Consider the following 25,186-nt stretch of genomic DNA (forward strand, 5'->3'; position numbering starts at 1 on the left):
TAGGCTATTTTTCGCCCGAAATGGAGATAATTTTCACAGTAGATTGGAGTACATAGACGATAACGGTCACCCTTTGTGAATCAGGGCCATGACATCACTGACACGCTCTTGTTGACCACCGATCGACCAGCATTCCCAAAGTCCTTTCACCTGACAGAATTTCTCTATCACCAGTTTTTACCCACCGAATTAACAGACATAAGACCTGCCTTATCGCCCCTTCCAACCGAGATAAACCAGCGATTTGGACAGGTGTTGCTTACCCCTGGATCAACAAGGATAAGAATGGCTAAACTCGCAGAATATAAAGGTATTCTGTAGTTCACCTAAAGACTCAGGCCATTTTCAGAATGCCTTCTTAAGATGGGAGGTATAAAGACAGAGCCACCCGCAACAGGGCCGTCTGTCACCCATTACGGGGCATTAATAATGAATAGTTCTGACAGCACTTCACTTGAACTGAGTTACGATTTTGCACTGGATCGGGACTGCACAACCCTGTCTCGTCACGTTCTAGAACATCTCCAAAGTTTTGGTCCAGAAGCCCAAGATATGAGTGCTCTGATGACTCGGATTGGGTTAGCAGGGAAAATAATTGCTCGCCGCCTAAGCCGGGCGGGTCTGGTGGAAGGCGCTTTAGGCTTCACGGGCGACGTCAATGTCCAGGGTGAAGAAGTCAAAAAAATGGACATCTATGCCAATGAAGTATTTATTGCTGCCTTTAAGCAAAGTGGCCTCGTCTGCCGACTAGCTTCCGAAGAAATGGAGAAGCCCTACTATATTCCTGAGAACTGTCCCATTGGTCGTTATACCCTGCTGTATGACCCCATTGATGGGTCCTCCAACGTTGATGTGAACTTGAATGTTGGCTCTATTTTTTCTATCCGTCAACAAGTCGGCAACGATCCCGACCATACGGGACAAGATCTCCTACAAGATGGGCATCAGCAAATTGCCGCAGGCTATATTCTGTACGGTCCCAGTACCGTTCTGGTATATTCCATCGGCAAAGGGGTCCATGTTTTTATCCTAGACCCAAGTATAGGAGAGTTTATTCTCGCCGCTGAAAACCTCACCATCCCCAAACATGGTCCGGTGTACAGCGTCAATGAGGGGAATTTTTGGCAGTGGGAGGAGGCCCTCCGTGACTTTACTCGCTATGTTCACCGTCATGAAGGCCATACTGCCCGCTACAGTGGGGCCTTAGTGGGAGATTTCCATCGCATTTTGTTCCAAGGGGGCGTATTTATCTACCCAGGAACGCTGAAGAATCCTGAAGGTAAGCTGCGACTCCTCTACGAATCTGCACCTTTGGCCTATCTGATGGAGCAGGCTGGAGGGCGAGCGAGTATTGGCCAGTCCCCTTTAATGGACGTTATTCCCGATCATCTCCATGCCCGCACACCTTTGATTATTGGGAGTACAGAGGATGTGGCCTTAGTTGAGTCCTTTATTGAAGACAGAGAAAGACAGGCAGAAGAAGAACTCGCGCTGAAGCCTTAATGGCAACATCTGCAACTGTTTTCCCGATCGATTACAGAGTTTCCTATGACGAATCATCTCCTAGAAATCAGTACCTTCGATCAAAGCTTTGGGATAGATAATCTCAGTCGTGATCTAACTGAATCGGGTAAGCTGCAGCAGATGCCCCAAGATCAAGGCATTCATGGAATCACCTCCAATCCAGCCATCTTTGAGAAGACCAGGCAATGCCATCTATGACACCAACTATTGAAGTGATTGAAGTAAGGATCAACGTTGTGCAGCCCTTTAGCTCATTGCTGAAGTCTTTAGAAGCAAAAGATAAACGGTTAGTTACCGATGAGACCATTTGATCCTTAGTGTTGGGTCTAGAGTATTTGGCATTGCCAAGACATCATATTGCTCTAGTTCCTAATACTCATTCCCACAGTTTCCAAGTTCACCTATTCCCCTTTGTTTGCCCAGCCTATGGTTACGCTTGCTGAAAATCCTCTCCGTGCCGGTCTACGTCAAGAACGTACACCAGAACCTCTGATCATGGTGATCTTTGGTGCCTCTGGCGACCTCACCCAAAGGAAACTGGTTCCTGCCCTCTACCATCTCAAACAACAGCGTCGACTTCCGGCTGAACTGACTATTGTCGGGGTTGCTCGACGCGAGTGGAGTGATGATTTCTTCCGTCAACAGATGCGAGAAGGCATTGAAGAATTCTCAGATGGCATACAGTCCGAAGAGGTCTGGAACAGCTTTGCTGAAGGGTTATTTTATTGCCCTGGCAATATGGACGATCCCGAAGCCTATCAAAAGCTAAAAACCCGTCTGGAAGAGCTGGATGGCCGTCGCGGCACGATGGGCAACCGGGTATTCTATCTAGCCGTGTCTCCCAAGTTTTTTGCGGAGGCCATTCAACAGTTGGGGGCAGCCCAGATGTTGGCAGATCCGGTCAAAACACGGCTGGTAATTGAAAAACCCTTTGGTCACGATTTGGGCTCTGCCCAATCATTGAATAAAGTCGTCCAAGAAGTCTGCGCCGAAAATCAGGTCTATCGGATCGACCATTACCTGGGCAAGGAAACCGTTCAGAATTTGCTGATCTTCCGGTTTGCTAACGCCATTTTTGAGCCGCTTTGGAATCGACAATTTGTTGATCATGTTCAAATTACCGTAGCTGAAACCGTCGGGGTGGAGGAGCGGGCAGGCTATTACGAAACCTCTGGTGCTTTGCGAGATATGGTGCAAAACCATATTATGCAGTTGCTTTGCCTAACGGCGATGGAGCCTCCTAACTCTCTGGATGCAGATGCGATTCGCACGGAGAAAGTCAAGGTGGTCCAAGCGATGCGCTTGGCAGATATCCATAATTTAGAAAACTCCGCCATTCGCGGCCAATATACCCAGGGCTGGATGAAAGGCGAGCAGGTGCCCGGCTATCACCAAGAACCCGGTGTTAATCCCAAATCCACCACGCCCACTTATGTAGCCTTAAAGCTACTGATTGACAATTGGCGTTGGCAAGGAGTGCCCTTTTATCTGCGCACTGGCAAACGCTTGCCCAAAAAAGTGTCAGAAATTTCCATCCATTTTCGCCAAGTGCCATTCTTAATCTTTCAATCCGCTGCCCAGCAGGCGAATCCAAATGTATTAGTCATGCGCATTCAGCCTAATGAAGGGATCTCATTACGATTTGAAGCCAAGATGCCCGGACCAGACTTACGGACCCGCTCTGTAGACATGAACTTTAGCTATGGCTCTTTCTTTGGCCAATCCACGGGGGATGCCTATGATCGCTTACTCTTGGACGCCATGCTGGGGGATCAAACCCTCTTTACCCGTGGGGATGAAGTTGAAGAGTCTTGGCGAGTTTTAACCCCTGCGTTAACGGCCTGGGAAGTGCCCACAGATCCTGCCCTAGTGCCCACCTATGAGGCCGGGACCTGGGAACCGGAAGCGGCTGAACTATTGCTTAATCGCGATGGTCGGCGCTGGCGTCGGCTGTAATCCCTGAACACTAATATTTGTGATTCCTTCTCCATTCCCTTTGTCTTCATCAGGTCTATGACTACTAAATCTGCTCCCATCGTCTCTTTACAAGCCCCAAAAGACGTTTCCCTGAATGACATCAATGCTGAGTTAAGCAAGATTTGGACCAGCTATAATTCTTCGGGCAATGGCGGTATGTTTCCCACCGCCACCCGAGCAGCGACCTTTAGCTTAATCGTCTATGAACCGGAAGAAACCCAACAGCTTCTGGCTGCGTTGGGATTTTATACCGGCCCCGTGGATGGCATTTATGGCCCACGCATGGGGGCAGCGCTGCGATCGGCCCAAACGAAGTTCGGATTGGCAGAAACAGGCAAGCCAAATCCTGAAACTCTCGCCCAACTGCGTCAGGCAATGAAGGAACAGCAACTCAGCCAGGCTCAGAATGATGGCTATGTATTGGATGCTGGGGGGGCCGGTATTGCAGATGCGATCGCAAGCCAAAGCCCCTGTCGAGTCATCTCCCTCTTCCCCATGGCCGGTGAAGACGAAGGGGTATCGGCTCAGCTTTCTGCCTACTGCCCTGTCAAAAAGCAGAACCGCAGCTCACTGATTTGCTGTGAGTATATTTCTCTCAAGGGCACCGAAACTGCCCTTGACCGCGTAGGCGGACTGGTCCAGTCCCTCATGATTGGTGGCCTCCCCAAATTTTTGTGGTGGAAGGCTTTGCCTGCCGCCAATATGGAGCTATTCCAGCGGTTAGCCACTTCCTGCACTGCTGTGATTGTCGATTCCAGCCAATATCAAGATGCTCAATCAGAGCTGATTCATTTGCAAGAACTCATGTCCCAAGGGACCAACATCGTTGACCTCAACTGGCGACGGTTAGCGGCTTGGCAAGAATTAACGGCAGAAGCTTTTGATCCACCGACCAGAAGAGCCGCCCTCAGCGAAGTCGATCGCGTCACATTAGATTATGAGAAAGGAAATCCGGCCCAAGCACTGATGTTTTTGGGTTGGTTAGCCAGTCGCCTGCAATGGCAACCGGTTGCCTTCACCTCCGAAGGTGGAGACTATGACCTCAAACGGATTCAATTTGTCAATTCCGAACAGCGAACGATTCAAGCAGAACTAGCAGCCATACCCACCCAACCTGGGGAAGTCGCCGGAGACATGATTGATCTGAAACTAGCCTCCACCAATTTACAGGCGGATTGTTGCACGGTACTTTGTTCAGAAACAAAAGGCTGTATGCGCATGGAAGCCGGCGGCGGAGCCCAATCCTGCCGCATTCAGCATGTCACTCCACTGCAGGATCAATCCTCTGAGACTTTGCTCAGCCAACAATTACAACGCTGGGACCAAGACGTTTTATATTCCGAAAGTCTTGCCGTAACCGCACAAATGGTACAGCTGGCATCGAGCTAAAGCACCTCAAAGGCGAGAAGACTCGCAGTATCGCAGTACTCCCTTAGCAGCGTGTCATGCTGCTAAGGGGTAAAGCTGAGCCATCCACATATCCGCTGGATCGCTGTAATATTCAATTTCATCAACCTGAAATTTGAGGTGTCCGTCTGGACTTGCAATGTCAATATAGTCACCTGGACGGACCACAGGACCTTGCGCGGTCATATAGCTGACCGAAGTATCGGCACTCGTTTCCAGAAAAAACTCGGTTCCTAGCTGCCCCTGATTATACCGGTGGGTTCTCTGCTTGCGTGCTCGCCGTTTTTGATTAAAAGATGCTCGACCCAGTTGCCAGTCAGGATAAATGGATATTCCCATGGTTCCCCCCGTTGGAAATAAATGCTTTAGTAACCAAGGCTCCCAGGATTGCCAATCACCCGTAACGGAGCCTTAACAGTGATAAAAAATTCAACCTCTAAATTTGACAATAGTGGGTTTACTAGGGACCCAAAACCGTAGGATTACTGATTTCTTTATTTTCCCTCAAGGCTAATTCCCCGTGAACCTACGGAGACTCCGCGAAGACACCGACTATCAGAGGTTTTGAGGGAGAAGAGTTCACTTTCTGAACATAGATGTTGTACGCTAGCACAGCATCTTTGAGGTGTAGCAATACCGTATTGAAGAGGACCATCCATGTCACTAGTGATAGCAGCTGATCGAAGTGGTGTGGGCAAAACCACTGTGACTGCTGCTATCCTAGCGAGCTTGCAAGGTCGACCGGAAACCGTGCAATCTTTCAAGGTGGGGCCTGACTATATTGATCCGATGTTTCACACGGTGGTCACCCATCGACCTTGCCGAAATTTAGATCCCATTCTCACGTCTGACACCTATACCCAGAGACTATTTCAAACCCATACCCAGCAGACCCACTATGCTCTAATTGAAGGGGTTATGGGCTTATTTGATGGCGCCAGAGGGCAAAAAGGAAGAGGCAGTACTGCTCATATTGCTCGGCTTTTAAATTTACCCATCGCTTTAGTTCTAGACTGTAGTCGCTTATCCGACTCTATCGCGGCCTTAGTGCACGGCTATATCTCATTCGATCCACAGATTCAGATTGCAGGGGTCATTCTCAATCGTGTGGGCAGCGATCGTCATCTTCAAAGTTTAAAGTCAGCGTTACAACCCCTCTCCGTTAGGATTTTGGGGGTCTTGCAGCGACAGCCTTCCATCCACATCCCTAATCGTCATTTAGGTCTAGTCCCGATCGAGGAGTTAGAAGGGACTGCAGGTCTTTTACAGCAATTAGCAGCAGTGGGGAATCGTTGTTTTGATTGGTCAGCCTTATTGCCTTTATTAGCAACGCAAGCGCCCGCCCCATCCATCGCTCACACTTCTCCAGCGCCACAGGCAGTACATCTCCCGCCTCAATCTAGCTCTTTGACTGCTCCCACACCGTCCGGTGCAATCCGAATTGCGATCGCAAAAGACGTAGCCTTTAGTTTTTACTATGCCGACAATCTGGATCAGCTCCGGCAGCTCGGTGCAGAGCTGGTGTTTTGGAGCCCCATCCATGACAAAACCTTCCCCGATAATATCCATGGACTCTATCTCGGTGGCGGCTTTCCTGAAATGTTTGCCGCTGACTTATCCCAGAATGTCACCGTTCGACAGACCCTCAAAACCGCGATTCTTGCTGGGTTACCCACCTATGCCGAATGTGGCGGGCTGATGTATCTCTGTGAATCCTTACAAACTTTACAGGGGAAAACGTTGCCGATGGTCGGCGTGTTACCGACAAACGTCAAAATGGCGAAGCGATTAACCCTTGGGTATCGATGTGCGATCGCAACCCAAGATACGCCCCTAATCACCGCAGGAACAACCGTTTGGGGGCATGAATTCCACCACTCCGAACTCGATCATGAGGGGGATAGCCCAATCTACACATTTTCTAGGGAGACCGCCTCCCACCCATCCGAGATTTCCGAAGGCTGGCATCGGTATAACGTTCACGCCTCGTACTTGCACCTCCACTGGGGGGAGCAGCCCGAGATACCCCAACGTTTTATCCAGCAGTGCCAAAACTTCAAAGCAGCAAAAGTCTAGCAAGCTTTCGGTCTGACTAATGCATTCCTAGCCATCGCACAGCGCCTCAACCGGGGCAAACATTCTTGGTGATAAAAACGACTGATCACCTTCACAGAGAGTCCTAAATCGGCTGAAATATCTTCCCAGCTTTGTTCGGGTGGCAATCGTCTCTCAATCAAGGTTTGGCAGTTCACGGCTGGATAATTGGTCAGATGAGTCGCTTTTAAATCGCCCTTAATGTCACTTCTGACCCATTCATAGATCTGAATTGTTAAGGACGACACGGCTTTGACTGAGTCTTTCATGGACGAAAAATCTTCTCGATCTAGCCGATTTGAGTCCTGAGTAGCTTGCAACTGCCGAAATCGCTGCTGCAAGTCTCGATTAAAGGATTGGACGAGCTTGGACCACTCTCCATAGTCTTGAACATCCAAAGTAGATGTATTGAAGTCCTGACAAAATTGGCTTAAGGTTTGCTGCAATGCCTCTTCGTACAAAGGGCTAGCTGCTGACCAAAGCTGATCAGACTGGGTCAGAAGAGACAGTATTCGTGTTAAGTAAATTTGGCGCTCTTTATCTTCTAGGTAGCTTTGAAAAGCGTTTGTTATCCATTGATTAACAAGGTGATTGGGTATTTTTTTCATTATTAAAGGAATAGAGATAAGCATAAATATCTATATTCAATTCAATAAAATAATTTAGTGACCTTGTCAGTACCTAAAGGTGACAAAAAGTGACCTCATTCGCAACAGGCTTGTTAAGAATTGTATTGCTATATCGCCCCAGATCCACCCTATCTGACACAAGATATGTCCCATGACCGCTCCAGGAAGCCATCCCCATCCATTCAAGCCTGCAAGCTATTGACTTAGCCAGGCAATAGCTTCTCGAATCCAGGCCTCAGTATCTGCATTTTTGGCCAGCGCCGTGTTTTGCCCCACAGCCTGTAACGCCCGCATCACTTCTTGACTGGTATACCCCAAGGCCAAGAGCGTCATCTCTACGTCTTCTTGCACACTATCAATGGGCCCTGCACTCGGTAAGGTTTTTAAACCCGCCTGATCCCGCCATTCAGCCAATTTTGATCGCAGTTCTAAGGCAATACGTTCAGCCGTCTTAGCCCCAACACCGGGGGTCTTTGCCAATATCTTCGTATTGCTATTGACAATGGCTTGAACCAGGTCCTGTAAACCCAAGGTATCGATTAAAGCCAAGGCCAACTGAGGGCCAATCCCGCTCACGGCAATCAGCTGACGAAACAGATCGCGCTCCGCCACCACCGCAAATCCAAACAACACCATTTGATCCTCTCGGACTTGCAAATGGGTAAACACTCGCAGGGATTCATTGTCTGGGGGCAAGTGTTGACGAATCCGACCGGGAACATAGAGGTCATATCCCACCTGATTCACATCCAAGGTCAACAAGGTTCGATGGGTACTGGTTTGCTGGAGGCTAACTACATATCCCTGAAGAAAACCAATCATTTGACATAACTAAAATGACGGAGCCCTTCTAAAATACCGCCCGCACACTTCGCTTTGGCGAGGTATATCTCATCCCTATGATGCTCTTGATGCCATTGCAGCAGCTCTGAGCGGGCATTACCAACAATAATGCCTCGTTCTGGTCCCGTACTAAATAAAGCCTGATCGTTACCAGAATCACCACAAGCAACGGTTTTCTCAGCAGGAATGCCAAATTGCCCCCGCAGGTATTGCATGGCTTGTCCTTTATCCCCATGGAGGGGCAGGATATCTAGATCTTTGCCACCGCTATACACCAGCTTGACGTCTAAGCCTCGAATATGGAGAGCCACTTCTAAGCGAGGCAATAGATCAGTCGCTAAGGTGGGTTCTATAAAAAAGCTCACTTTATAGGGACCTTGTTCCGCCTCAGGCTGCAACACTAAATCATTAAAGTGAGCGGTAATCGATAAGACATCTTGACGCTGCCACCCTTGATTGAGTTTTTCAGACCAATCTGGATCAGGGGTGGTGCTACCGCCATAGTAAATTTCAGTGCCTACAGACGTCACCAAAGCATCTGGAAGCAGCATCGGTTCTTGGGACCGCAATTGATTGAATGAGTTTAAGGAACGTCCTGTGGAATAGACTAGCAACAGTCCTTGCTCTTGCCGGACTTGCATGAGGGTCTGGTTGAGCTGTTCGAGGGCGGGTCGATCGCCGACGAGCGTATTGTCTAAATCAGTTATTAAGAGAAATTTCGCCACAATAGTTCCTAAAACGCTCCCTATGTTCAGTCTATTATTCTGAGAAAGCTTAACATAATGAAATTTTTCCGTTGGCAGGGGTGGGCCCGTTGGATTCCAGTCCTAGACCCGCAAGTATGGATTTTAGCGGCAGGACGGTTGCTTTCACAAATGGGCACGGGCTTCACACTGTATTTCTTGCAAATTTTCTTTGTGAATAAAGTCGGACTCACTGCCACCTCTGTCGGATTTGCCATTGGCAGTGCCTCCATCTCGGGAATTGTGGGCAGAGTGTTGAGCGGATCCATGACGGATTCTCGATGGTGGGGTCGACGGCGAACCTTGTTGTTGTCTCTGTTTATTTCTGCGATCGCAGCTGGTATCATCGCCATTGCCCACTCATTTTGGATGCTGGTCCTCGGGAATATAGTGATGGGATTCGGTGTGGGCCTCTATTGGCCAGCCACAGAGGCGATCATTGCCGATCTCAGTGCAGGCGAACAACGCCAGGAAGCGTTTACCATTACTCGATTCGCCGACAGTGCCGGTTTAGGATTAGGGGTGATCTTGGGAGGTGGCTGGATTGCCTTCACTCAAGCCTATCGAGCCCTTTTTATCATTGATGCCGTCTCCTTTGTGATGTTTTTTGGGGTTGTTTATTTCACAATTTCCGAAACCTCAAATCCTCACACTCGGGGTCGTCATGGTTGGCAAGGTTGGATGATTGCTAGCAAAGATCGACGATTACGCACCTACATTGTTGCCAATATCGTGATTACCACTTATCTTGCTCAGATTTATAGCACTATGCCGTTATATTTCAAAAACTTTGCTCAGCAGGGTGTTGGACTTTCAGAAGTGGTCATTACGGGATTATTCTCTTGGCATTTGGGGGCAAGCGTGGCGAGTCAACTGCCGGTGGCCCGCTTTCTACGACGGTGGCCCTATCCCCAGGGACTGATGACCTCTGTGGGTTGCTGGGGCCTCGGGTTTTTGTTGATTGGGATGACCGGTCTAGCAAGCCAAGGCGCGCTGATATGGGCAATTGTGGGATTGGGCGTACTTGCGATCGCAACCGTCGCTTACATGCCCATTGCCTCCTCTTTAGTCGCTGATTTAGCCCCCATCGAGTTCCGAGGAGTGTATCTATCCATCAATTCTCTCTGTTGGGCAGTCGGCTATTTTCTGGGGCCCGCTCTAGGCGGTCTGGCCCTCGATCAAAAGCAGCCATGGATCGATATTTATTGGGGACTGCTGGCTCTGAGTATTGGTTTAGCCCTCATGGTTTTAAAGCGTTTGGATAATCTGATGGGGAAATCACCCACAACCGCTCTAACATCAGGCAGTCCACACTAGATATTAAACGTCCAGGCTTCACTCAGCTTTTTTGCCAGACAATGGGAGAGTAATATGCTCTCAGCGACTAAGAGCAAGCTCTTAATATGACCCTCTGTATTGCCCCTCAATGTTCCAAGCCAGAAAATTCTGACAACAGCGTATTTTGCCAAACCTGTGGGTCAGAGCTCCTCCTAGAAGGTCGATATCGCGTTACCCAAGTCATTGGCCAAGGCGGATTTGGCAAAACCTATGAAGTGCGCGAAGTAGTTAGAGCCACAGGTACCAGCAATAGTGGCATTCCTAAAGTTCTCAAAGTCTTGATCGATCAGCAGCCCAAAGCCGTTGAATTGTTTACACGGGAAGCCCAAGTCCTTAGCCAACTGCGTCATCCTGGCATTCCCCATGTCGACACCGATGGCCACTTTATCTTTTGGCCACGGGATAGCCAGACTTCTCTACATTGCCTGATCATGGAAAAAATCGAGGGGCTAGATCTATGCGGCTATATGAAACAGCGTCAGTTTCGGCCCATCAGTGAACAGCTAGCCCTGGAATGGTTGATGCAAATCATGACTATTTTGGATGAAGTGCATGCTAAACAATTTTTCCATCGCGATATCAAACCATCCAACATCATGCTGCGCCCGGATGGACAGATGGTGCTAATTGACTTCGGTGCCGTCAGAGCTGTAACCCAAACCTACATGGCCAAGCAAGGGGCTCAAGGGGTAACTGGTATTCATTCCATGGGGTTCACGCCCCCCGAGCAGATGAATGGACAGGCCGTGATGCAGTCCGATTTTTATGCCCTGGGTCGAACATGGATCTATCTGTTAACTGGCAAAGAGCCTACCGATAGCAGTATCTACGATCCCTATAGCGACCAATGCCAATGGCGAGAGTCAGCAACCCACATTTCACCCCCCTTCGCAAATTTAGTGGATGACTTGATGGCCCGATTGCCCAAGGATCGGCCAGCTAACACGCAAATTATTCTGCAACGTTTACGAGATCTAGATCGAGGTTTAGAACAATCTCGCCAGCAAACTGAGGTGAGTCCAGCTTCTAGCCCACCCCCTTTCTCCAGGCCAGTAGCGCCATCCTCACCGACTCAGCCTCCTCCTGTCCCTCCATCAAACTTGCCTCCTACGGATCTTCAGGCACCGCCCGAACCCTTACCTGCCTATGTGCCGCCTCCCCAATCTGCCCCTTTCCCCATCTCACAACCCCCGACAGGTGTACCTTCTACAGATATTCAGACACCTGGATATTCCACCCCACCCAATCCTTCTAGCCAGCAAAACCAACCACCATTGCCACCGCCTAAGAAAGAATTAGAGGAGGCGAATCAGCAGATCAAAACAGCCTGGATTGCAGGTACAGTTACGACCGTTATTACGTTGCTGGCCATGTTGGTACTATCAGGGTCAGAAGGAGGAGACTTGTTATGGATTGATGTCTTGCTAACGGCAGGTTTTACGTTTGGTATTTATAAGAAAATACGCGCTTGCGCTGTACTGATGTTGATTTACTTTATTTTGAGTAAATTGCTGCAAATCATTGCTGCTCTTGACGCTAATGCAGGCATTAATCCTATAGCAATAGGATTTGGAGGACTCTTCCTTTATTTCTATGCCCAAGGTGTGAAAGGAACCTATACCTTCCACAGGTTGACGAATCCTCAACAGCCTTAAGTGGATGGTACGAAGGCTAACTTTTTTCCAGTTGTGTCGCAATCCAGTTACTAACAATCTGGTTGACCTGATGCGGATCTTCGTCTTGAGGACAGTGACCAATCCCATCCAACACAATAAAATCTTCAACCATCCGGAACTGGGTCAACTCGCGTGCCAGTTCTACGGGTTCCCAAGGATCATCAGCTCCCCAGACACACAACACGGGGCAAGCAATTTCAGCCAACAAATCTTCGGGTAGCGGTCCTTGGGAATAGTTAATAAAAGCCAGAAAAACATCTGCAGCCCCTGGTTCGGAAGCAGGCTGAATCAACATATCCACGAGTTCATCCGTCACCGCCTCTGTTCTACCATAGGCTTGCTCTAAAATCTGGCGAACCGTCTTCGGACGAGCCAACCGATGAAAAAAGAAATGACCAATTGGTTTCACAGAAAGCACGGATTGAAACAAAGGCGCTGAGAACTTTCTGTACCAGGGCAAACCTGCCCGTTTGCGATCGTGCAGTAACCGTAACGAGCAATCCAGCATCACCACACTGGTCGCGAGATGAGGCGCTAATACTGCTGCTTGCAATGCCACAATACTGCCAATCGAATTACCGACTAGACATGCGGCTTTACCCACAACCTCCTGGCCAAAATCAGCAATTTGTTGCCCCCAAGTCTCAAATTCATAGGCAATACTTTGCCCAGGTGTGAGAGTGCCCGGTGTTGGCTTTGACGATTGCCCAAAGCCAATTAGATCGACAGCATAAACGCGATGGTCCTGAGCCAATTCAGCAATATTCTTGCGCCAATGACCACTAGAAGCGCCAAACCCATGAATCAGAATGACTGCAGGACCGGTTGTCCCTGCATATTGGTACTGAATCGAAAAACCTTGCCATTCCCAGGTGGCCGATTGAGGTTGATTCCCTAGCGAAGTGACCATATTCGTTTCTCTATGCTTCTCAATAATTCTAAACATTTGCTAGGATAGCGGGTACATTTCTAATCCATATTGACCACCATGAGAATGAAATCTTGGGAGTCTCCCCGCCGCGGTCGGCGACGTAATGACAAATCCAAACGGTCTGCCGCCCGTCTAAGACAACTGAAAAAACAACGCAAACAACTTCATAAACGGCTCCAGCAAAACAATAAACCCGATAAAAACCCCTCAGGTGATATACCTGAGGGGTTTTTAGTAGAGATTTAGTTTTACCCAAATCTGGCAAATTCCCAAAAGCAAGCGGTGTAGACCCAAAGGTTACACCGCTTGCTAATTAGATTAAATGATTAGGAACTCTAATCAAATTAACCGTTGATGACAGGAGCAGTAAGAGCAACAGGAGCAGACTCACCAGCAGCCAAGTCTAAGGGGAAGTTATGAGCATTGCGCTCGTGCATAACTTCGAAACCTAGGTTTGCGCGGTTAAGAACGTCAGCCCATGTGTTCACAACGTTACCTTGTGAATCAACGATGGAGTGGTTGAAGTTGAATCCGTTCAAGTTGAAGGCCATGGTGCTGATGCCCATTGCAGTCAACCAGATGCAGACAACGGGCCAGGCACCCAAGAAGAAGTGCAAGGAACGGCTGTTGCTGAAGGATGCATATTGGAAGATCAAACGACCGAAGTAGCCGTGGGCTGCAACGATGTTATAAGTTTCTTCCTCTTGGCCGAACTTGTAACCGTAGTTGGCGGACTCACCTTCGGTGGTCTCACGAACTAGGGTGGAGCTAACCAAGGAACCGTGCATGGCGGCGAATAAGGAACCACCCAAGACTCCAGCCACACCAAACATGTGGAAGGGGTGCATCAAGATGTTGTGCTCAGCTTGGAACACGAACATGAAGTTGAAGGTTCCGCTGATGCCTAGAGGCATGCCGTCGGAGAAGCTGCCCTGACCCAAAGGATAGATCAAGAAGACGGAGTAGGTAGCAGCCAAAGGTGCAGAGTAAGCTACGCAAATCCAAGGACGCATCCCTAGGCGATAGCTATATTCCCACTGACGGCCTAGGTAGCAAATACAACCAATCATGTAATGGAAGATGATTAGCTGGTAAGGGCCACCGTTGTACAACCACTCGTCTAGAGAAGCTGCTTCCCAAATGGGATACAGGTGAAGACCAATAGCGTTAGAGGAAGGAACAACGGCACCAGTGATGATGTTGTTGCCATATAAAAGTGAACCAGCTACGGGCTCACGGATTCCATCGATGTCGACGGGAGGGGCGCCAATAAAGGCGATTACGAAACAGGTTACAGCGGTGAGAAGGGTAGGAATCATCAATACGCCGAACCAACCGATGTATAAACGGTTGTTGGTGCTGGTGATGAAGCTACAGAATCTTTCCCATGCGCTGGCGCTTTCGCGTCTTTGCAAGACTGTTGTCATGGTTATGATTGCGGTTAAGTAAATTAACTACGGGACAGAACATAAAAGCTGTGTCCACGTTACTAATGATAATGATTTTATTTTTTTTTGTAAACTTAGATTCAGTTTTTTTGACGTGGCTGTCCAGTCAAAATTAGCTTAATCACCAACAGACAAAGGATTCAAAGATTCTGGCGAGGTTAAACAATTACTTTTTTCACGCGTCATCTGAAGCCTTAATCTTTTACAACTGTATCGATTCTGAGAACCGAGACCTTAGCTTGCAAATTTATGGATTACAACTGCGACGGCAAACCCTAGCCCAAAGTATCGAATAAATTGCCAGAAAGGCTCTTTTAAATCATGCCACTTCCAGAGTTGGCTTTCTAGGGTCATACCTAGGGTATGGATCTGGTCTTGAATTTGTTCCAGCTCCGTTTGCAGCGCTGCTAGATTCTGCTCTGTTTGGGCTTTGGCAGACATATCAGTCTGCACATCTGCTAGCTTTTTCTCCAACTGAGCTTGCTCAGCCTGAGCAGTTTTGATCTCTAGATAACGATCTCTAATTTGTTGGAGAGTATTTTCAGCCTCCGTTAAGGCTGTCGGGAATTCTGTATCGAAGTCTACGGCAGTGCGCTCTGACTGTCCTGCCATCTTCTCTAGGATTGGTTGTTCCGATGATTCCATTCTAATTCGTCAAATGTAGGGATTATTAATTTATTGATCTCGGATTGGGGGGTGGAGCCCCACTATGACCGATGGTGGAAGTGGCCTAACGCAATTTTTCCTGTGCCGAAACCATCCTTTCCGCAGCAACGCTGGCAAATTGCTGATCCAGAACAAACTCTAGTAGACAGGATTGCGATCGCAACCCGATTATCGCCTCTTTTGGCTGCAGTATTAGCCAACCAAGGGATAGAGTCTGTCGAAGCCGCTCAACAGTTTTTGGCACCAGAGTCACAGAGCTTACCCTCTCCTCTTGAAGCATTCCCGGATTTGGCCTCTAGCTTAACGTTGTTACAGGATGCGATCGCATCTCGACACAAAATTGCCATCTGTGGTGACTACGATGCAGACGGCATGACCAGCACTGCTTTATTGCTGCGCGTCCTGCGAGCTTTAGAGGCGGAAGTGGACTATGCGATACCCAGCCGGATGCAGGAAGGCTATGGCATTAACCAACGCATCGTCGAAGAATTCGCAGCAGATGGCGTGAAGCTGGTGTTAACCGTAGACAACGGTATTGCCGCCTATGACCCCATTGCTAGAGCCCGAGAGCTGGGATTGACTGTGATCATCACAGATCACCATGATCTGCCCCCTCAACTGCCCCCTGCCAATGCCATTCTTAATCCCAAGTTAGTACCAGAAGACTCCCCTTATCGAGGGTTAGCAGGGGTAGGAGTTGCTTATGTCTTAGCCACCTTACTTGCGCAAGAGCAAGGCAATGCCACCCTGATTACCCCACTGCTAGAGCTTTTTACCCTAGGCACCATTGCTGATTTAGCACCATTAGTGGGGGTCAACCGCCGCTGGCTCCAGCGAGGCTTAGCCCTCTTGCCTCACTCTCGGTTAGCCGGGGTGCAGTCTTTGATGCAAGTATCTGGCTGTGTATCTGCAGATCAAGCCCTTAAACCCGATGCCATTGGGTTTCGGCTCGGCCCCCGCATCAATGCCGTGGGCCGGATTGCCGATCCACAAACGGTTATTGAGTTACTAACAACAGATGATCCAGATGTAGCGTTTTCCCGAGCCATGCAGTGTGAGCAGACCAACCAGCATCGACGTCAGCTCTGTGCAGACATTGAGATAGAGGCCATCGAATTAGTTGAGACCCTAGTCTGCCAGGGGAAAGCGCCGTGGCAACCAGAAGGCGAGTGGGTGATTGTGCTGGTTCATCCCGGTTGGCATCATGGCGTGATTGGGATTGTGGCGTCCCGGTTAGTAGAACGCTATGGATTGCCCGTGTTTATTGCTACCTATGAAGAGGAAGACCATACCCATATCCGTGGGTCAGCTCGGGGGATTCCTGAATTTGATGTGTTTGCGGCACTACAGGCTTGTCATGAGTCTCTAGGACGTTATGGAGGGCACCGGGCAGCAGGAGGCTTTTCCTTAGCAACAGACCAGTTGGATGAGATGCGATCGCACCTTCGTAACTACGCCCACCAAACCTTACAGACTGATCAGCTCAAGCCCCTAGTGACAGTCGATGCCCAAGCCCGTTTCTCTCAGCTTAATTGGGACCTATACGAGCAAATCAACCAACTACATCCCTGCGGCATTGGCAATCCTGAACCCATTTTTTGGACTGCAAATGTTGAGGTGGTGGAGCAGCGGCCTGTCGGCAAAGACAAAACCCATCTCAAGCTCACCCTCTCCCAATCTGAGTCAGACGACGAGCAGACCCAATTAATCAAAGGTATGGCATGGCGGTGGGGCACCTATCATCCTTTACCCCAGCGCCTCGACATTGCCTATCGCCTAAGAGAAAACACTTGGAACCAGCAAACCAATCTGGAGCTGGAGATTTTAGGTATTCGGCTACCCGTTGAAGCCCAACCCAACCCACAGAAAAATACTCCCATTGTGGTGGCCCAAGCAGATAAAGGGGCACCCGTCGTCCGACAACAAGTAGCCTTACACTGTCCTGAACCAACCGTGTCTTCTGCACTACTACAAGCCATAAAGTGGTCAAGCTTGGGAGACTGGCCCCAAGTCCTCAAAGGCATTGACGGGCATATATTGATGTACGGCTACCAGCGTCCCTACGTATCGACAACAACCCTGCCTGGAACCGTAGAATATGATCGGCCTAGCCGTCCCTGTGACTGCCTGATTCTATGGTCTTTACCGCCCTCTTGGACCCATTTACGCTGGTTACTATCCTTGGCAAGGCCTCAGCAGATTTATATCCGCAACCATAGTCCAGCGATTTTGCCAGCCGAGGAATTGAAGGCAAAACTAAAGTTTGAAATAGCAAAAAACGGTGACGAACCTCTCAACTTACTGAACTTAGGACAGCAATGGTGGGTTGCACCGAGTACAATTGTTTCTGCTTTTAGAGAAATAGGTTACCCCTGCTCTGATTTCCCGGAGACGGGATTATTAGAGCAGGAGTTAAAACGCTTGCAGCGTTGGTATCATTGTTCAGCCAACAGATTGGCAAAGTTACCCTAGGTTGCGTTACTCCGAAGAGCAACCAACAGAACAACAATTGGGCCTGCAATGACGACAGCGCCAAGCATAGTTAGTTGAAGTACAACTTGTAAATTGATTGCAGCTAGTAAGTCCATCCTTGTCTCCCAGATTAACTCAAATATTGTTAGCGAACGCGCCCTCTATTCTACCTGGTTAAGGGATCACGTGGAAGGGAGATTTTGATAGGATTAGCTTATTAGCTCTGATCAAGGTGAAAGTTTTAAGCTATTCAATCTTGATCCTGCAATCTGTAATTAGCTGTTTAGGATAAGGTCGTCCAAAGGTATGGCAAATTGGTGTTGCATCGAGCAATGTGGGGCCTGTTGCCATCTCGATCCAACGGAGCGCCCTGATGTTCAAGAGTATTTAACCCCAGAAGAATGGAAGCATTACTTAAGTTTGGTGGGCTCCGACGGCTGGTGCATTCACTTTGATACAGACCATCGAAAATGCAAAATCTATGCGGATCGACCTCAGTTTTGCCGGGTAGAGCCGAAATCCTTTCAACGCATGTATGGCGTCGATCCTGAGGATTTGAGTGACTTTGCGATCGCATGTTGTCGCCAACAAATCGATGCCATTTACGGTGACCGCAGCTTAGAAAGCATCCGGTTTGAACGTGAGATCGGGTTCTAGCTCCCCCTTCCAGGCATAATGGGGCTAGTCAACTGCGATGTGAAGGTAGTCGCAGGTCCATTTTTGTTTAGGCTTACCGTGAGTGATATCAATTCAGTCCCTGCTAATCATCAGGCTTCAAAACCAACGAATACTCAACAACCTGACCCCAGCAAAGGGTTCAGCAAGGAATTTGGGCTAGCCTTTGTCACGGTCTTCCTAGCAGAACTAGGAGATAAAACTCAGTTGAGTACGCTATTGATGACTGCAGAGTCTCAATCGCCCTGGATTATTTTTTTGGGTGCTGCTGCTGCCTTGATCACAACTAGCCTATTCGGGGTGATCATTGGCCAGTGGCTCGCTCGTCGGGTGTCAGCAGCGACACTCAATACCGTGACCGGTGCCAGCTTGTTGTTCATTGCGGTCTTGCTGATTTGGGATACGGTACACCTCTAGAACTCAGGAGCCAAGGCGAATGGATTGGAAGTTATTAGGGATCACTTTTGTCGTCGTGTTTCTAGCGGAACTGGGCGATAAAAGTCAGTTGGCAGCCATTACTCTCAGCGGAAATTGCCAACATCCTCGGGCCATTTTTTTAGGCACATCCTCGGCACTTATCTTTGCCAGTTTGTTAGGTGTGTTGTTAGGAGAAGGGGTTGGCCAGTTGCTACCCACACAGCTTATGAAAGCAATTGCAGCCATTGGCTTTGCTCTCTTAGGCATCTCGTTTTTATGGTCTCCGGCTGAAGCTGAAGCGGAATAATATCAACTCTCTGGTGGTTTGAAATAAATGGCACCCTCAAAAACCAATCTCACCACACTCAAACAACATCTCAAGCAAGCCTCAAAAGAGGAACTCACCGATGAGATTAGTGAGCTGTTTAAAACGTTTAAGTCCGTCAAAGAATATTATCAACTCAAACTCAGCCCCGAAACTGAGCAGTATGTAGGGGAAAACTACAAACAAACCATCGAGCATGAATTTTTCCCGGCGCGGGGCTTTGGCAAAGCCCGACTGTCAGTGGCCCGCAAAGCGGTGAATGACTACAAGAAAGTCTGCCGTGATCCCGCTGCTTTAGTGGACATGATGCTGTTCTACGTGGAACAGGGGGTTAAGTTTACCGATGCCTATGGCGATATTGATGAGCCCTTTTATAACAGCATGGAGAGCATGTTTGAGTCAGCCACTAAAGCCATTGCTAAATATGGCTTACAGGGTGTGGCAGAACGGCGATGTCGCACAATTGTGCAAGACACCTCACAAACGGGTTGGGGGTTTCACGATGCGCTTCGTGAGATATATCAAGCAACTTTCAGCAAATAGAAGCCCAAACATGGTTCATTCCTTGTTTGTTAGTTCTGAGAACTATGCCGACTGCTCAAAGTATTCTTCGGTCGTTTCTACCTGGAGAACCTCGCAGGCAATTTTATCGACCAGCAGGGCTGTAGAAAACTCACTGGAATAGACCTCTAAAATTGCTTGAGCCTGACAATCAAATAGAATTCGCTGCTGCTGAAAAACCACCTTTTCAAAATACCAATTCTGAATATTGGAGATGCGAATGATCTCAAGAAAAGGGGTTTGGTTGACATAGCTACACAGCATTGAATCAACAGCCTTATTTCAAATGGGTTTTAACTACTCAAACAGAAGCGCTTTGGGGACATTCTTCAACGATTAGGTATAGATCTATGAAAAGTGCAATAGATCTCACAGCAGACATCAGACTTCTCACTCGCCATCACTTTTGGCAGTAAAAACAGATTGTCAAGGTTCCTATCATATTCAGCCCCCATATACTTTTGATTAACGGCTAAAGGTACTTTTGTAGACTCCTTTAAGCTGCTCATAATCTTGATTAAAACCAGATTTACGCAAAACTGCTAATCGTTTTTCTAGAGCAACTCTTGCATCATCTCGGCTGATACTATCGATTTCTAAACTCAAATTAGACGAAGTCACGAGAAAAAAAAGTCTTTTGGCATACAAACTTGCAAATAGTGCACTTTGCGCATCAATAACGCATAAATTCACCAGTAGGCCAAACACTGGATGAGATAAATAAGTTTCACCAACAACAGAGCTTGTGTCAGTAGGAAATACATTTTGGGAATGCTCTTGACTCACATTTTCCAAATGGTCCGAATAGCTAGACATAGCGGTGTACCTAATAAGAGGTAAATGCCTAAGGCTTGTAGCCCATTGACATTGTGTACATTGAGTTCGGGCAAATGAAAAATTTGGATTATTAGTGTGGTGGCATCCTAAGCTTTTGGGCACCACACTTCTGCATCTAAAGTTACGGATATATCGAAGACTGAAGTTAGAGGCATCATGATACCGTGACAAACTCACCCTAGCCCCAAGACAACTGCTACGGAAATCCGTACCTCTTCTCAACTGGCGGCCTGATACGGGCAAAATCCTTGTTTACCAAACCCACAATAGGACTCACAGCGTTTATTCTGCCCCGGACGTTGTTCGACCCACTCGCCTTTTTTATGGGTTGTCATCCAGTCCTGAGCTGTGGCTTCCGAGTGGCATACTTTGAGGGCTGATTGGCGGCCTTTTTTCATCACGGCATAGGTGGTTGGGGTTGCCCAACGTTCTTCCGGTGAGCACATTGAAGGTGGCGTATCACCTTGAGCCGCTTGGTGGAGCTGGATGCGATCTCGCATATAATCCAAAGACTCAGCCTCAGACCATAAGGGCACCTCAATCACTTCCACAGGTTTTAAGCCATCTCTTTCATGGCGTGGCCCCCAATCGCGAAGCAGGGCCACAATTTGCAGCTTCTTTATTGTTGAAAGATGGGGAATCCCTGAGCCATCAATGGCGTTTTCCAACAAAAATCGATAGACATTCAGCTGTCGATCCCATTCCACTTTGCCCTCGGTCTTGGCAGATTTCACGGCCCATGAACTGGTGAATTTGTAATCCTGCAACAGGCCATCAGCGGTCACCACCAAATCCATATGACCCGAAATCCGAAAGCCATCCACCTCAGCAATAGCCTCCGTTTCTACATGCTCTTCCTCTGCTGCAAACTCTTCCAAAATCGAATGCATCAGGGTGCCATACAGGGGCCACAGTCGTTCTGATATATCTTCTTCTAGCTGATCACTGTATTGACGTCTCAACCAGGCAATTAGCGGCGCATCGATCAACTGGGTACAAGATAGATCCTACATTCAGCAGGCTAGCTAGCAGAGCAGATAATATTTTTTACAGCCCTTCCCAAGGAACGGCAAGATAAGTTGCTGCCTGCTGTTGAGCTTGATGAGATGCTTGGCACCATCAAGCCAAACTAAATGGACGGCCTGAAAGCATTGGAGAATCCAACGTAACGTAGGTTTCATAGTTTGTTTCCCCTTCTGATTAGGGAGAGTTGTTTGTACTTGTTCTAGTGCATTTCTTAACTGTCGTTGTCCTAAGCTGTAGACCATCAAACACAAGGCCATGATCATGGCTAAGGCAGCGATACGCCGAGGTGTCTTCAGGAAAACACTAGAGGCAAAGAAGAGTGGATCTTTGATAAAGCGAAAGCCTCCTTCACACGCCTGCTGGTTCTTATACTCGCGCAGAATATCATCATTGCTCCATTGCTCTTGTTCCAAGAGATTGGTGGCTAAGATGAAACGACCTGCTTGCCGCCGATAGCGTTCGATGACTGGCTCATTGAGGGTTAAGGTAGCCTCAATAGAATAGGTGTAGTGAGTCACAACCGTTGCTTTTGTCGGTCGTCCAGCCTTTGAATAATGAGGTTTTTTGTGGATTTTGAGATCGTCAAGGGTGTGATACCTGAGGATTTTGCCAAAATCTTGGGCTGCAGCTAAAGCATCTGCAGGGCACAAGAAGGTCTGTTTGCAGAGGGTTTTAAGTGCAGTAGTTTTTTGGCTAAACGCCTGATCAATCCGCTTTTGCACTTGTTTGAGTCCAGAGTCTCTGCGAGCTTTACTTTCAACCACCAGCCACCGTTGTTGAATCTCTCCATAGGTACTACATACTTCGACAAAGCTATAGCCGTTGAGAGCACTGGGGTGAAACTGTGAACCCGGCAGCCCTTGTAATAAGTCTTGGGCTGCCGTTGAACTTGCTGGAACTCGGCTAATCCAAGATGTACTTCCTAATGCTTGCAGATTGTCGGCACTGTAGAGGGCACTATCAGCAACAATCACCTCTGGCTGTTGCTGACTCCACTGTTGCTTAAATTCATGGATGATAGGCACAAACGTACTTTTGTCCGCATCATTACCGTTGCCCACTTGTAAAAATAAAGGAATACCCCCGTCCCCACTCACCAGTAGGTTCAATACAAACTGCTTGAGATCACGACGATTGTCCCGTGAGTAGCCGTAGGTGATTTTCACGGGTATCGGCTCCTCTGATTCAGCCAGTGCAGGGGAGGGGGACTCAGGTGCAGAGGGGGATTCGTCTGACGCCTCAACCTGTGGTTTATCTAAGTATTGCCCCTCAACACTAAGGCTTGTCGCATCTAGATGCGCACACCTTAGAGCTACATCGAATTTCTGAACGACTGCCATTGCCACATGGATAAATATCTGGGTCACACCATAGGCATAGAGCTTGTCGAGGACTCGACCGATACGGGTATCGTTGAGGTGCTCTGGCAGTACACCTTGACCGAGTAAGTGCTCGGTTGCTTTGCTTTCGAAAAACTCACTAAATAAGTACAATGGAGCACTCAAAAAGCCCATACCATTTAGAATCAGGGCTTTGACAACTTGACCACAACTAACATTCTCTTGCTCGTGAGTACCTAATAATCGATCCACTATTTCGACAATGCCGATCTCATCGACGATACCGGCAATAATACCGAGATGGTCAATATCCTGAACGTCTATCTCTTGAGGTGAATACATGGACTTGCGTTGAGAGACAACCTCAAAATTATCCCTTGATGGTTAGTACCTGCTGAATGTCGGATAGATCTGCCTTCCCCACAGAATGATGAGCATTTTGCCACTCCACAGCCCGATATAAGGGCATGGGCAAATTCAACTTGTTGGTGAGTTTCATTTAATAGGTATAAGAATGTTAGGTGTATTGCGTGAAGGCAAATCGCCACTATTGTAAGGTTGAAAGTCGGATAGACGAATCGGTCAACGACGACCGAACCAAAGCCTGAGCATCTCAGCAAGGTAAGTGATGACGATGAAAATTAGTGAACTGATTGAGTGGTTTGAAAGCTGGGCTAACCCGTCCTGGCAGGAGAAGTGGGATAACTGTGGTTGGCAGATTGAACCGGGGATTTTGGATCAACCGGCTCGGGTACTGGTCTGTTTAACGCCAACCTTAGCGGTGATGGAAGAAGCGATCGCACTTCAGCAGCAGAACACACCTATTAATTTAATTTTTGCCCATCATCCCTTAATTTTTGGCCCTCTGAAGTCAGTACAAAAGGGCGATTCCATTGGCGATATGGTTCGCCTCTCCATCACTCATCAGATTGGGGTTTACAGTGCCCATACCAATTTTGATCAAGTCGCAGATGGCACAGCAGATGTATTGTCTCAACTCTTAGAGCTGCAAAATGCCGAACCCGTAGAACCAACCCAAGATGGCCTGGGATACGGTCGCGTCGGCAATCTTAAACCCGCTCTAACACTGCAACAGCTCCTCGCCAACATTCAAGCTACTCTGAAGCCTACCGATTTATTGGTATCACCCACAGCAGATCGACAGCAGTCTATTGAACGGGTCGCAGTACTCGGAGGGTCTGGAGCTAGCTATATCTCAGCCGTGAGCCAAACAGGTGCCCAGGCATATCTGACTTCGGACTGTAAGTTTCATCAATTTCAAGAGAGTCGCGATCGCAACCTGATTCTGATTGATGCTGGACATTATGCGACAGAGCGGCCTGCCTGTGAACGCTTAGCCCAAAAATTTACCAACAAGGGAGTGGAATGGGCGCAACTGAGCCAGTCAGACGAAGATTTCCGCAATTTTTGGGCTGCCAACTAGAAGGACCAACAATACAACTGCCACAGTTTTGAGATGAAACAGGTTTGCCAAATTTATAGGCAACTCCCTACAAAACTCACCAACAGCATTGAGATAGTCGGTATCGTCATTGGGCTGTTGATGATGGTGATACTGGCAAACATAGCTGCAGATGGTTCGGTATTGGCCTTGATCATCTTGTCTCTCGTTACCCTGGCCCTTATCAGCGCTCAGCCTCTCCAGCATTGGCAGAAACGACGACATGCCCAAAAGCAGTACAAACTGCGTCAGAAAAGGGTTGATCAGCTACTGGCAGGACGATCCCGAGCAGACATTTTGAAGGCATCACCTTTCAGTTATGGTCGTTGGCCCGATGGTGACGACACTTACGTAATTGATGATCGGAGGATAGGTAAGATTATTCACCAAGTCTGGAGTCCAGCAGAAGCAGAGTTATGGATCTTAGAGCAAACGTTACATGAAGAAGAAAACGGCGACGAAAGAAAATAAGCACACCACGCCTATACAGTTGATTCAACGTTGCTAATACCAATAAGCATCAAAAAGTGTAATTTTGATTTGCTATGAAACTTTGCCAACAAAGGGTTTTACAAATTTTATGATTACGCTTTTAGGCTCAAATTGGTATAACCTCAACCTTGATGGATTCAACCCTAGTTCCTTCAATTGGGCTATCACTGCCATACCGTCATCAGAGATAGGCTCAATCAACTTACCCATACATTCAAGTTTGTTGACCCCGCTTCTGAGCTAAGCTAGTAATGCTTATACACCGCTCGACGACATATATCGGTCGTCGTTTATTGATTTAAA

General features: G+C 48.1%; 27 protein-coding genes and 1 pseudogene. 15 read left to right on the forward strand and 13 right to left on the reverse strand.

Annotated features, from left to right (window positions below; genetic code table 11):
• Window positions 1-429: 429 nt before the first annotated feature.
• The 4 genes and pseudogenes from fbp (at window position 430) to opcA (ending at window position 4,890) form a co-directional block, all read left to right on the forward strand.
• On the forward strand, window positions 430-1,503 hold the full coding sequence (gene fbp, locus I1H34_RS25180; protein WP_212663597.1) for a class 1 fructose-bisphosphatase: 1,074 nt from the start codon (window positions 430-432) through the stop codon (window positions 1,501-1,503).
• A gap of 45 nt (window positions 1,504-1,548) precedes the next feature.
• A pseudogene (locus I1H34_RS25185) lies at window positions 1,549-1,701 on the forward strand (transaldolase); the annotation flags it as partial.
• Between the two features lie 249 nt (window positions 1,702-1,950).
• On the forward strand, window positions 1,951-3,480 hold the full coding sequence (zwf, locus tag I1H34_RS25190) for a glucose-6-phosphate dehydrogenase (protein WP_212663598.1): 1,530 nt from the start codon (window positions 1,951-1,953) through the stop codon (window positions 3,478-3,480).
• A 57-nt stretch (window positions 3,481-3,537) separates the two neighbouring features.
• A complete protein-coding gene (gene opcA, locus I1H34_RS25195; RefSeq protein ID WP_212663599.1) occupies window positions 3,538-4,890 on the forward strand; it encodes a glucose-6-phosphate dehydrogenase assembly protein OpcA in 1,353 nt (450 codons plus the stop codon).
• Between the two features lie 54 nt (window positions 4,891-4,944).
• On the opposite strand, the gene I1H34_RS25200 is transcribed toward opcA, so the two are convergent.
• On the reverse strand, window positions 4,945-5,247 hold the full coding sequence (locus tag I1H34_RS25200) for a hypothetical protein (protein WP_212663600.1): 303 nt from the start codon (window positions 5,245-5,247) through the stop codon (window positions 4,945-4,947).
• A 318-nt stretch (window positions 5,248-5,565) separates the two neighbouring features.
• On the opposite strand from I1H34_RS25200, the gene I1H34_RS25205 reads away from it, so the two are divergent.
• On the forward strand, window positions 5,566-6,984 hold the full coding sequence (locus I1H34_RS25205; RefSeq protein WP_212663601.1) for a cobyrinate a,c-diamide synthase: 1,419 nt from the start codon (window positions 5,566-5,568) through the stop codon (window positions 6,982-6,984).
• On the opposite strand, the gene I1H34_RS25210 is transcribed toward I1H34_RS25205, so the two are convergent.
• From I1H34_RS25210 to I1H34_RS25220, 3 genes are all read right to left on the reverse strand, one after another.
• On the reverse strand, window positions 6,981-7,610 hold the full coding sequence (locus I1H34_RS25210; RefSeq protein ID WP_212663602.1) for a hypothetical protein: 630 nt from the start codon (window positions 7,608-7,610) through the stop codon (window positions 6,981-6,983). The genes I1H34_RS25205 and I1H34_RS25210 overlap by 4 nt on opposite strands.
• A gap of 216 nt (window positions 7,611-7,826) precedes the next feature.
• Window positions 7,827-8,453, reverse strand: a complete 627-nt coding sequence (gene ruvA / locus I1H34_RS25215) for a Holliday junction branch migration protein RuvA (protein ID WP_212663603.1) — start codon at window positions 8,451-8,453, stop codon at window positions 7,827-7,829.
• On the reverse strand, window positions 8,450-9,199 hold the full coding sequence (locus tag I1H34_RS25220; protein WP_212663604.1) for a sucrose-phosphate phosphatase: 750 nt from the start codon (window positions 9,197-9,199) through the stop codon (window positions 8,450-8,452). Before I1H34_RS25220 ends, ruvA begins: the two co-directional genes overlap by 4 nt.
• Window positions 9,200-9,256: 57 nt before the next feature.
• Here I1H34_RS25220 and I1H34_RS25225 point away from each other — a divergent pair, with 57 nt between their 5' ends.
• Together I1H34_RS25225 and I1H34_RS25230 are read left to right on the forward strand one after the other, a co-directional pair.
• Complete coding sequence (locus I1H34_RS25225; RefSeq protein ID WP_212663605.1) at window positions 9,257-10,534, forward strand: MFS transporter; 1,278 nt, start codon at window positions 9,257-9,259, stop codon at window positions 10,532-10,534.
• Window positions 10,535-10,620: 86 nt separating this feature from the next.
• Window positions 10,621-12,210, forward strand: coding sequence for a serine/threonine protein kinase (locus I1H34_RS25230; RefSeq protein WP_212663606.1), 1,590 nt, complete (start codon window positions 10,621-10,623; stop codon window positions 12,208-12,210).
• Window positions 12,211-12,226: 16 nt separating this feature from the next.
• Here the strand turns inward: I1H34_RS25230 and I1H34_RS25235 are convergent, their stop codons facing one another.
• A complete protein-coding gene (locus I1H34_RS25235; protein WP_212663607.1) occupies window positions 12,227-13,141 on the reverse strand; it encodes an alpha/beta fold hydrolase in 915 nt (304 codons plus the stop codon).
• 84 nt (window positions 13,142-13,225) lie between these two features.
• Here I1H34_RS25235 and I1H34_RS25240 point away from each other — a divergent pair, with 84 nt between their 5' ends.
• The gene (locus I1H34_RS25240) at window positions 13,226-13,408 is read left to right on the forward strand and encodes a hypothetical protein (protein ID WP_212663608.1); all 183 of its coding nucleotides are present in this window, start codon (window positions 13,226-13,228) and stop codon (window positions 13,406-13,408) included.
• A 98-nt stretch (window positions 13,409-13,506) separates the two neighbouring features.
• Here the strand turns inward: I1H34_RS25240 and psbA are convergent, their stop codons facing one another.
• Both psbA and I1H34_RS25250 read right to left on the reverse strand, forming a co-directional pair.
• On the reverse strand, window positions 13,507-14,589 hold the full coding sequence (gene psbA / locus I1H34_RS25245; RefSeq protein WP_010482631.1) for a photosystem II q(b) protein: 1,083 nt from the start codon (window positions 14,587-14,589) through the stop codon (window positions 13,507-13,509).
• 255 nt (window positions 14,590-14,844) lie between these two features.
• A complete protein-coding gene (locus I1H34_RS25250) occupies window positions 14,845-15,255 on the reverse strand; it encodes a sll0565 family protein (protein WP_212663609.1) in 411 nt (136 codons plus the stop codon).
• A gap of 102 nt (window positions 15,256-15,357) precedes the next feature.
• Here I1H34_RS25250 and recJ point away from each other — a divergent pair, with 102 nt between their 5' ends.
• Complete coding sequence (gene recJ, locus I1H34_RS25255) at window positions 15,358-17,748, forward strand: single-stranded-DNA-specific exonuclease RecJ (RefSeq protein WP_212663610.1); 2,391 nt, start codon at window positions 15,358-15,360, stop codon at window positions 17,746-17,748.
• Here recJ and psb30 read toward each other — a convergent pair.
• Complete coding sequence (gene psb30 / locus I1H34_RS32980; RefSeq protein ID WP_212663611.1) at window positions 17,745-17,864, reverse strand: photosystem II reaction center protein Ycf12/Psb30; 120 nt, start codon at window positions 17,862-17,864, stop codon at window positions 17,745-17,747. The two genes, recJ and psb30, sit on opposite strands and share 4 nt — an antisense overlap.
• A gap of 190 nt (window positions 17,865-18,054) precedes the next feature.
• On the opposite strand from psb30, the gene I1H34_RS25265 reads away from it, so the two are divergent.
• Genes I1H34_RS25265 through I1H34_RS25280 form a run of 4 tightly spaced genes read left to right on the forward strand, consistent with a single transcriptional unit; the run spans window position 18,055 to window position 19,708 of the window.
• Window positions 18,055-18,405: a YkgJ family cysteine cluster protein gene (locus I1H34_RS25265; RefSeq protein WP_212663612.1), complete on the forward strand. Its 351-nt coding sequence runs from the start codon at window positions 18,055-18,057 to the stop codon at window positions 18,403-18,405.
• A gap of 18 nt (window positions 18,406-18,423) precedes the next feature.
• Window positions 18,424-18,840 carry a TMEM165/GDT1 family protein gene (locus tag I1H34_RS25270; protein ID WP_212663613.1) on the forward strand — a complete coding sequence of 139 codons (417 nt, stop codon included), beginning with the start codon at window positions 18,424-18,426 and terminating at the stop codon, window positions 18,838-18,840.
• A 19-nt stretch (window positions 18,841-18,859) separates the two neighbouring features.
• On the forward strand, window positions 18,860-19,147 hold the full coding sequence (locus tag I1H34_RS25275) for a TMEM165/GDT1 family protein (protein WP_212663614.1): 288 nt from the start codon (window positions 18,860-18,862) through the stop codon (window positions 19,145-19,147).
• A 27-nt stretch (window positions 19,148-19,174) separates the two neighbouring features.
• Window positions 19,175-19,708, forward strand: coding sequence for a DUF6155 family protein (locus I1H34_RS25280; protein WP_212663615.1), 534 nt, complete (start codon window positions 19,175-19,177; stop codon window positions 19,706-19,708).
• Window positions 19,709-19,750: 42 nt separating this feature from the next.
• Here the strand turns inward: I1H34_RS25280 and I1H34_RS25285 are convergent, their stop codons facing one another.
• From I1H34_RS25285 to I1H34_RS32820, 5 genes are all read right to left on the reverse strand, one after another.
• Entirely contained in the window at window positions 19,751-19,990 is a 240-nt protein-coding gene (locus I1H34_RS25285) for a DUF1830 domain-containing protein (RefSeq protein ID WP_212663616.1), read from the reverse strand.
• 201 nt (window positions 19,991-20,191) lie between these two features.
• Window positions 20,192-20,542, reverse strand: coding sequence for a PipX family protein (locus tag I1H34_RS25290; protein ID WP_212663617.1), 351 nt, complete (start codon window positions 20,540-20,542; stop codon window positions 20,192-20,194).
• Window positions 20,543-20,781: 239 nt separating this feature from the next.
• Window positions 20,782-21,525, reverse strand: coding sequence for a hypothetical protein (locus tag I1H34_RS25295; RefSeq protein WP_249369615.1), 744 nt, complete (start codon window positions 21,523-21,525; stop codon window positions 20,782-20,784).
• 63 nt (window positions 21,526-21,588) lie between these two features.
• Entirely contained in the window at window positions 21,589-23,271 is a 1,683-nt protein-coding gene (locus I1H34_RS25300) for an IS1634 family transposase (protein WP_212661850.1), read from the reverse strand.
• 28 nt (window positions 23,272-23,299) lie between these two features.
• Entirely contained in the window at window positions 23,300-23,428 is a 129-nt protein-coding gene (locus I1H34_RS32820; protein WP_283250044.1) for a hypothetical protein, read from the reverse strand.
• 135 nt (window positions 23,429-23,563) lie between these two features.
• Between I1H34_RS32820 and I1H34_RS25305 the strand changes: the two genes are divergently transcribed.
• Entirely contained in the window at window positions 23,564-24,373 is an 810-nt protein-coding gene (locus I1H34_RS25305) for a Nif3-like dinuclear metal center hexameric protein (protein WP_212666434.1), read from the forward strand.
• Window positions 24,374-24,406: 33 nt separating this feature from the next.
• Window positions 24,407-24,862, forward strand: a complete 456-nt coding sequence (locus I1H34_RS25310; protein WP_212663618.1) for a hypothetical protein — start codon at window positions 24,407-24,409, stop codon at window positions 24,860-24,862.
• Window positions 24,863-25,186: the final 324 nt, after the last annotated feature.

Source organism: Acaryochloris marina S15, assembly GCF_018336915.1.
Lineage (GTDB): Bacteria > Cyanobacteriota > Cyanobacteriia > Thermosynechococcales > Thermosynechococcaceae > Acaryochloris > Acaryochloris marina_A.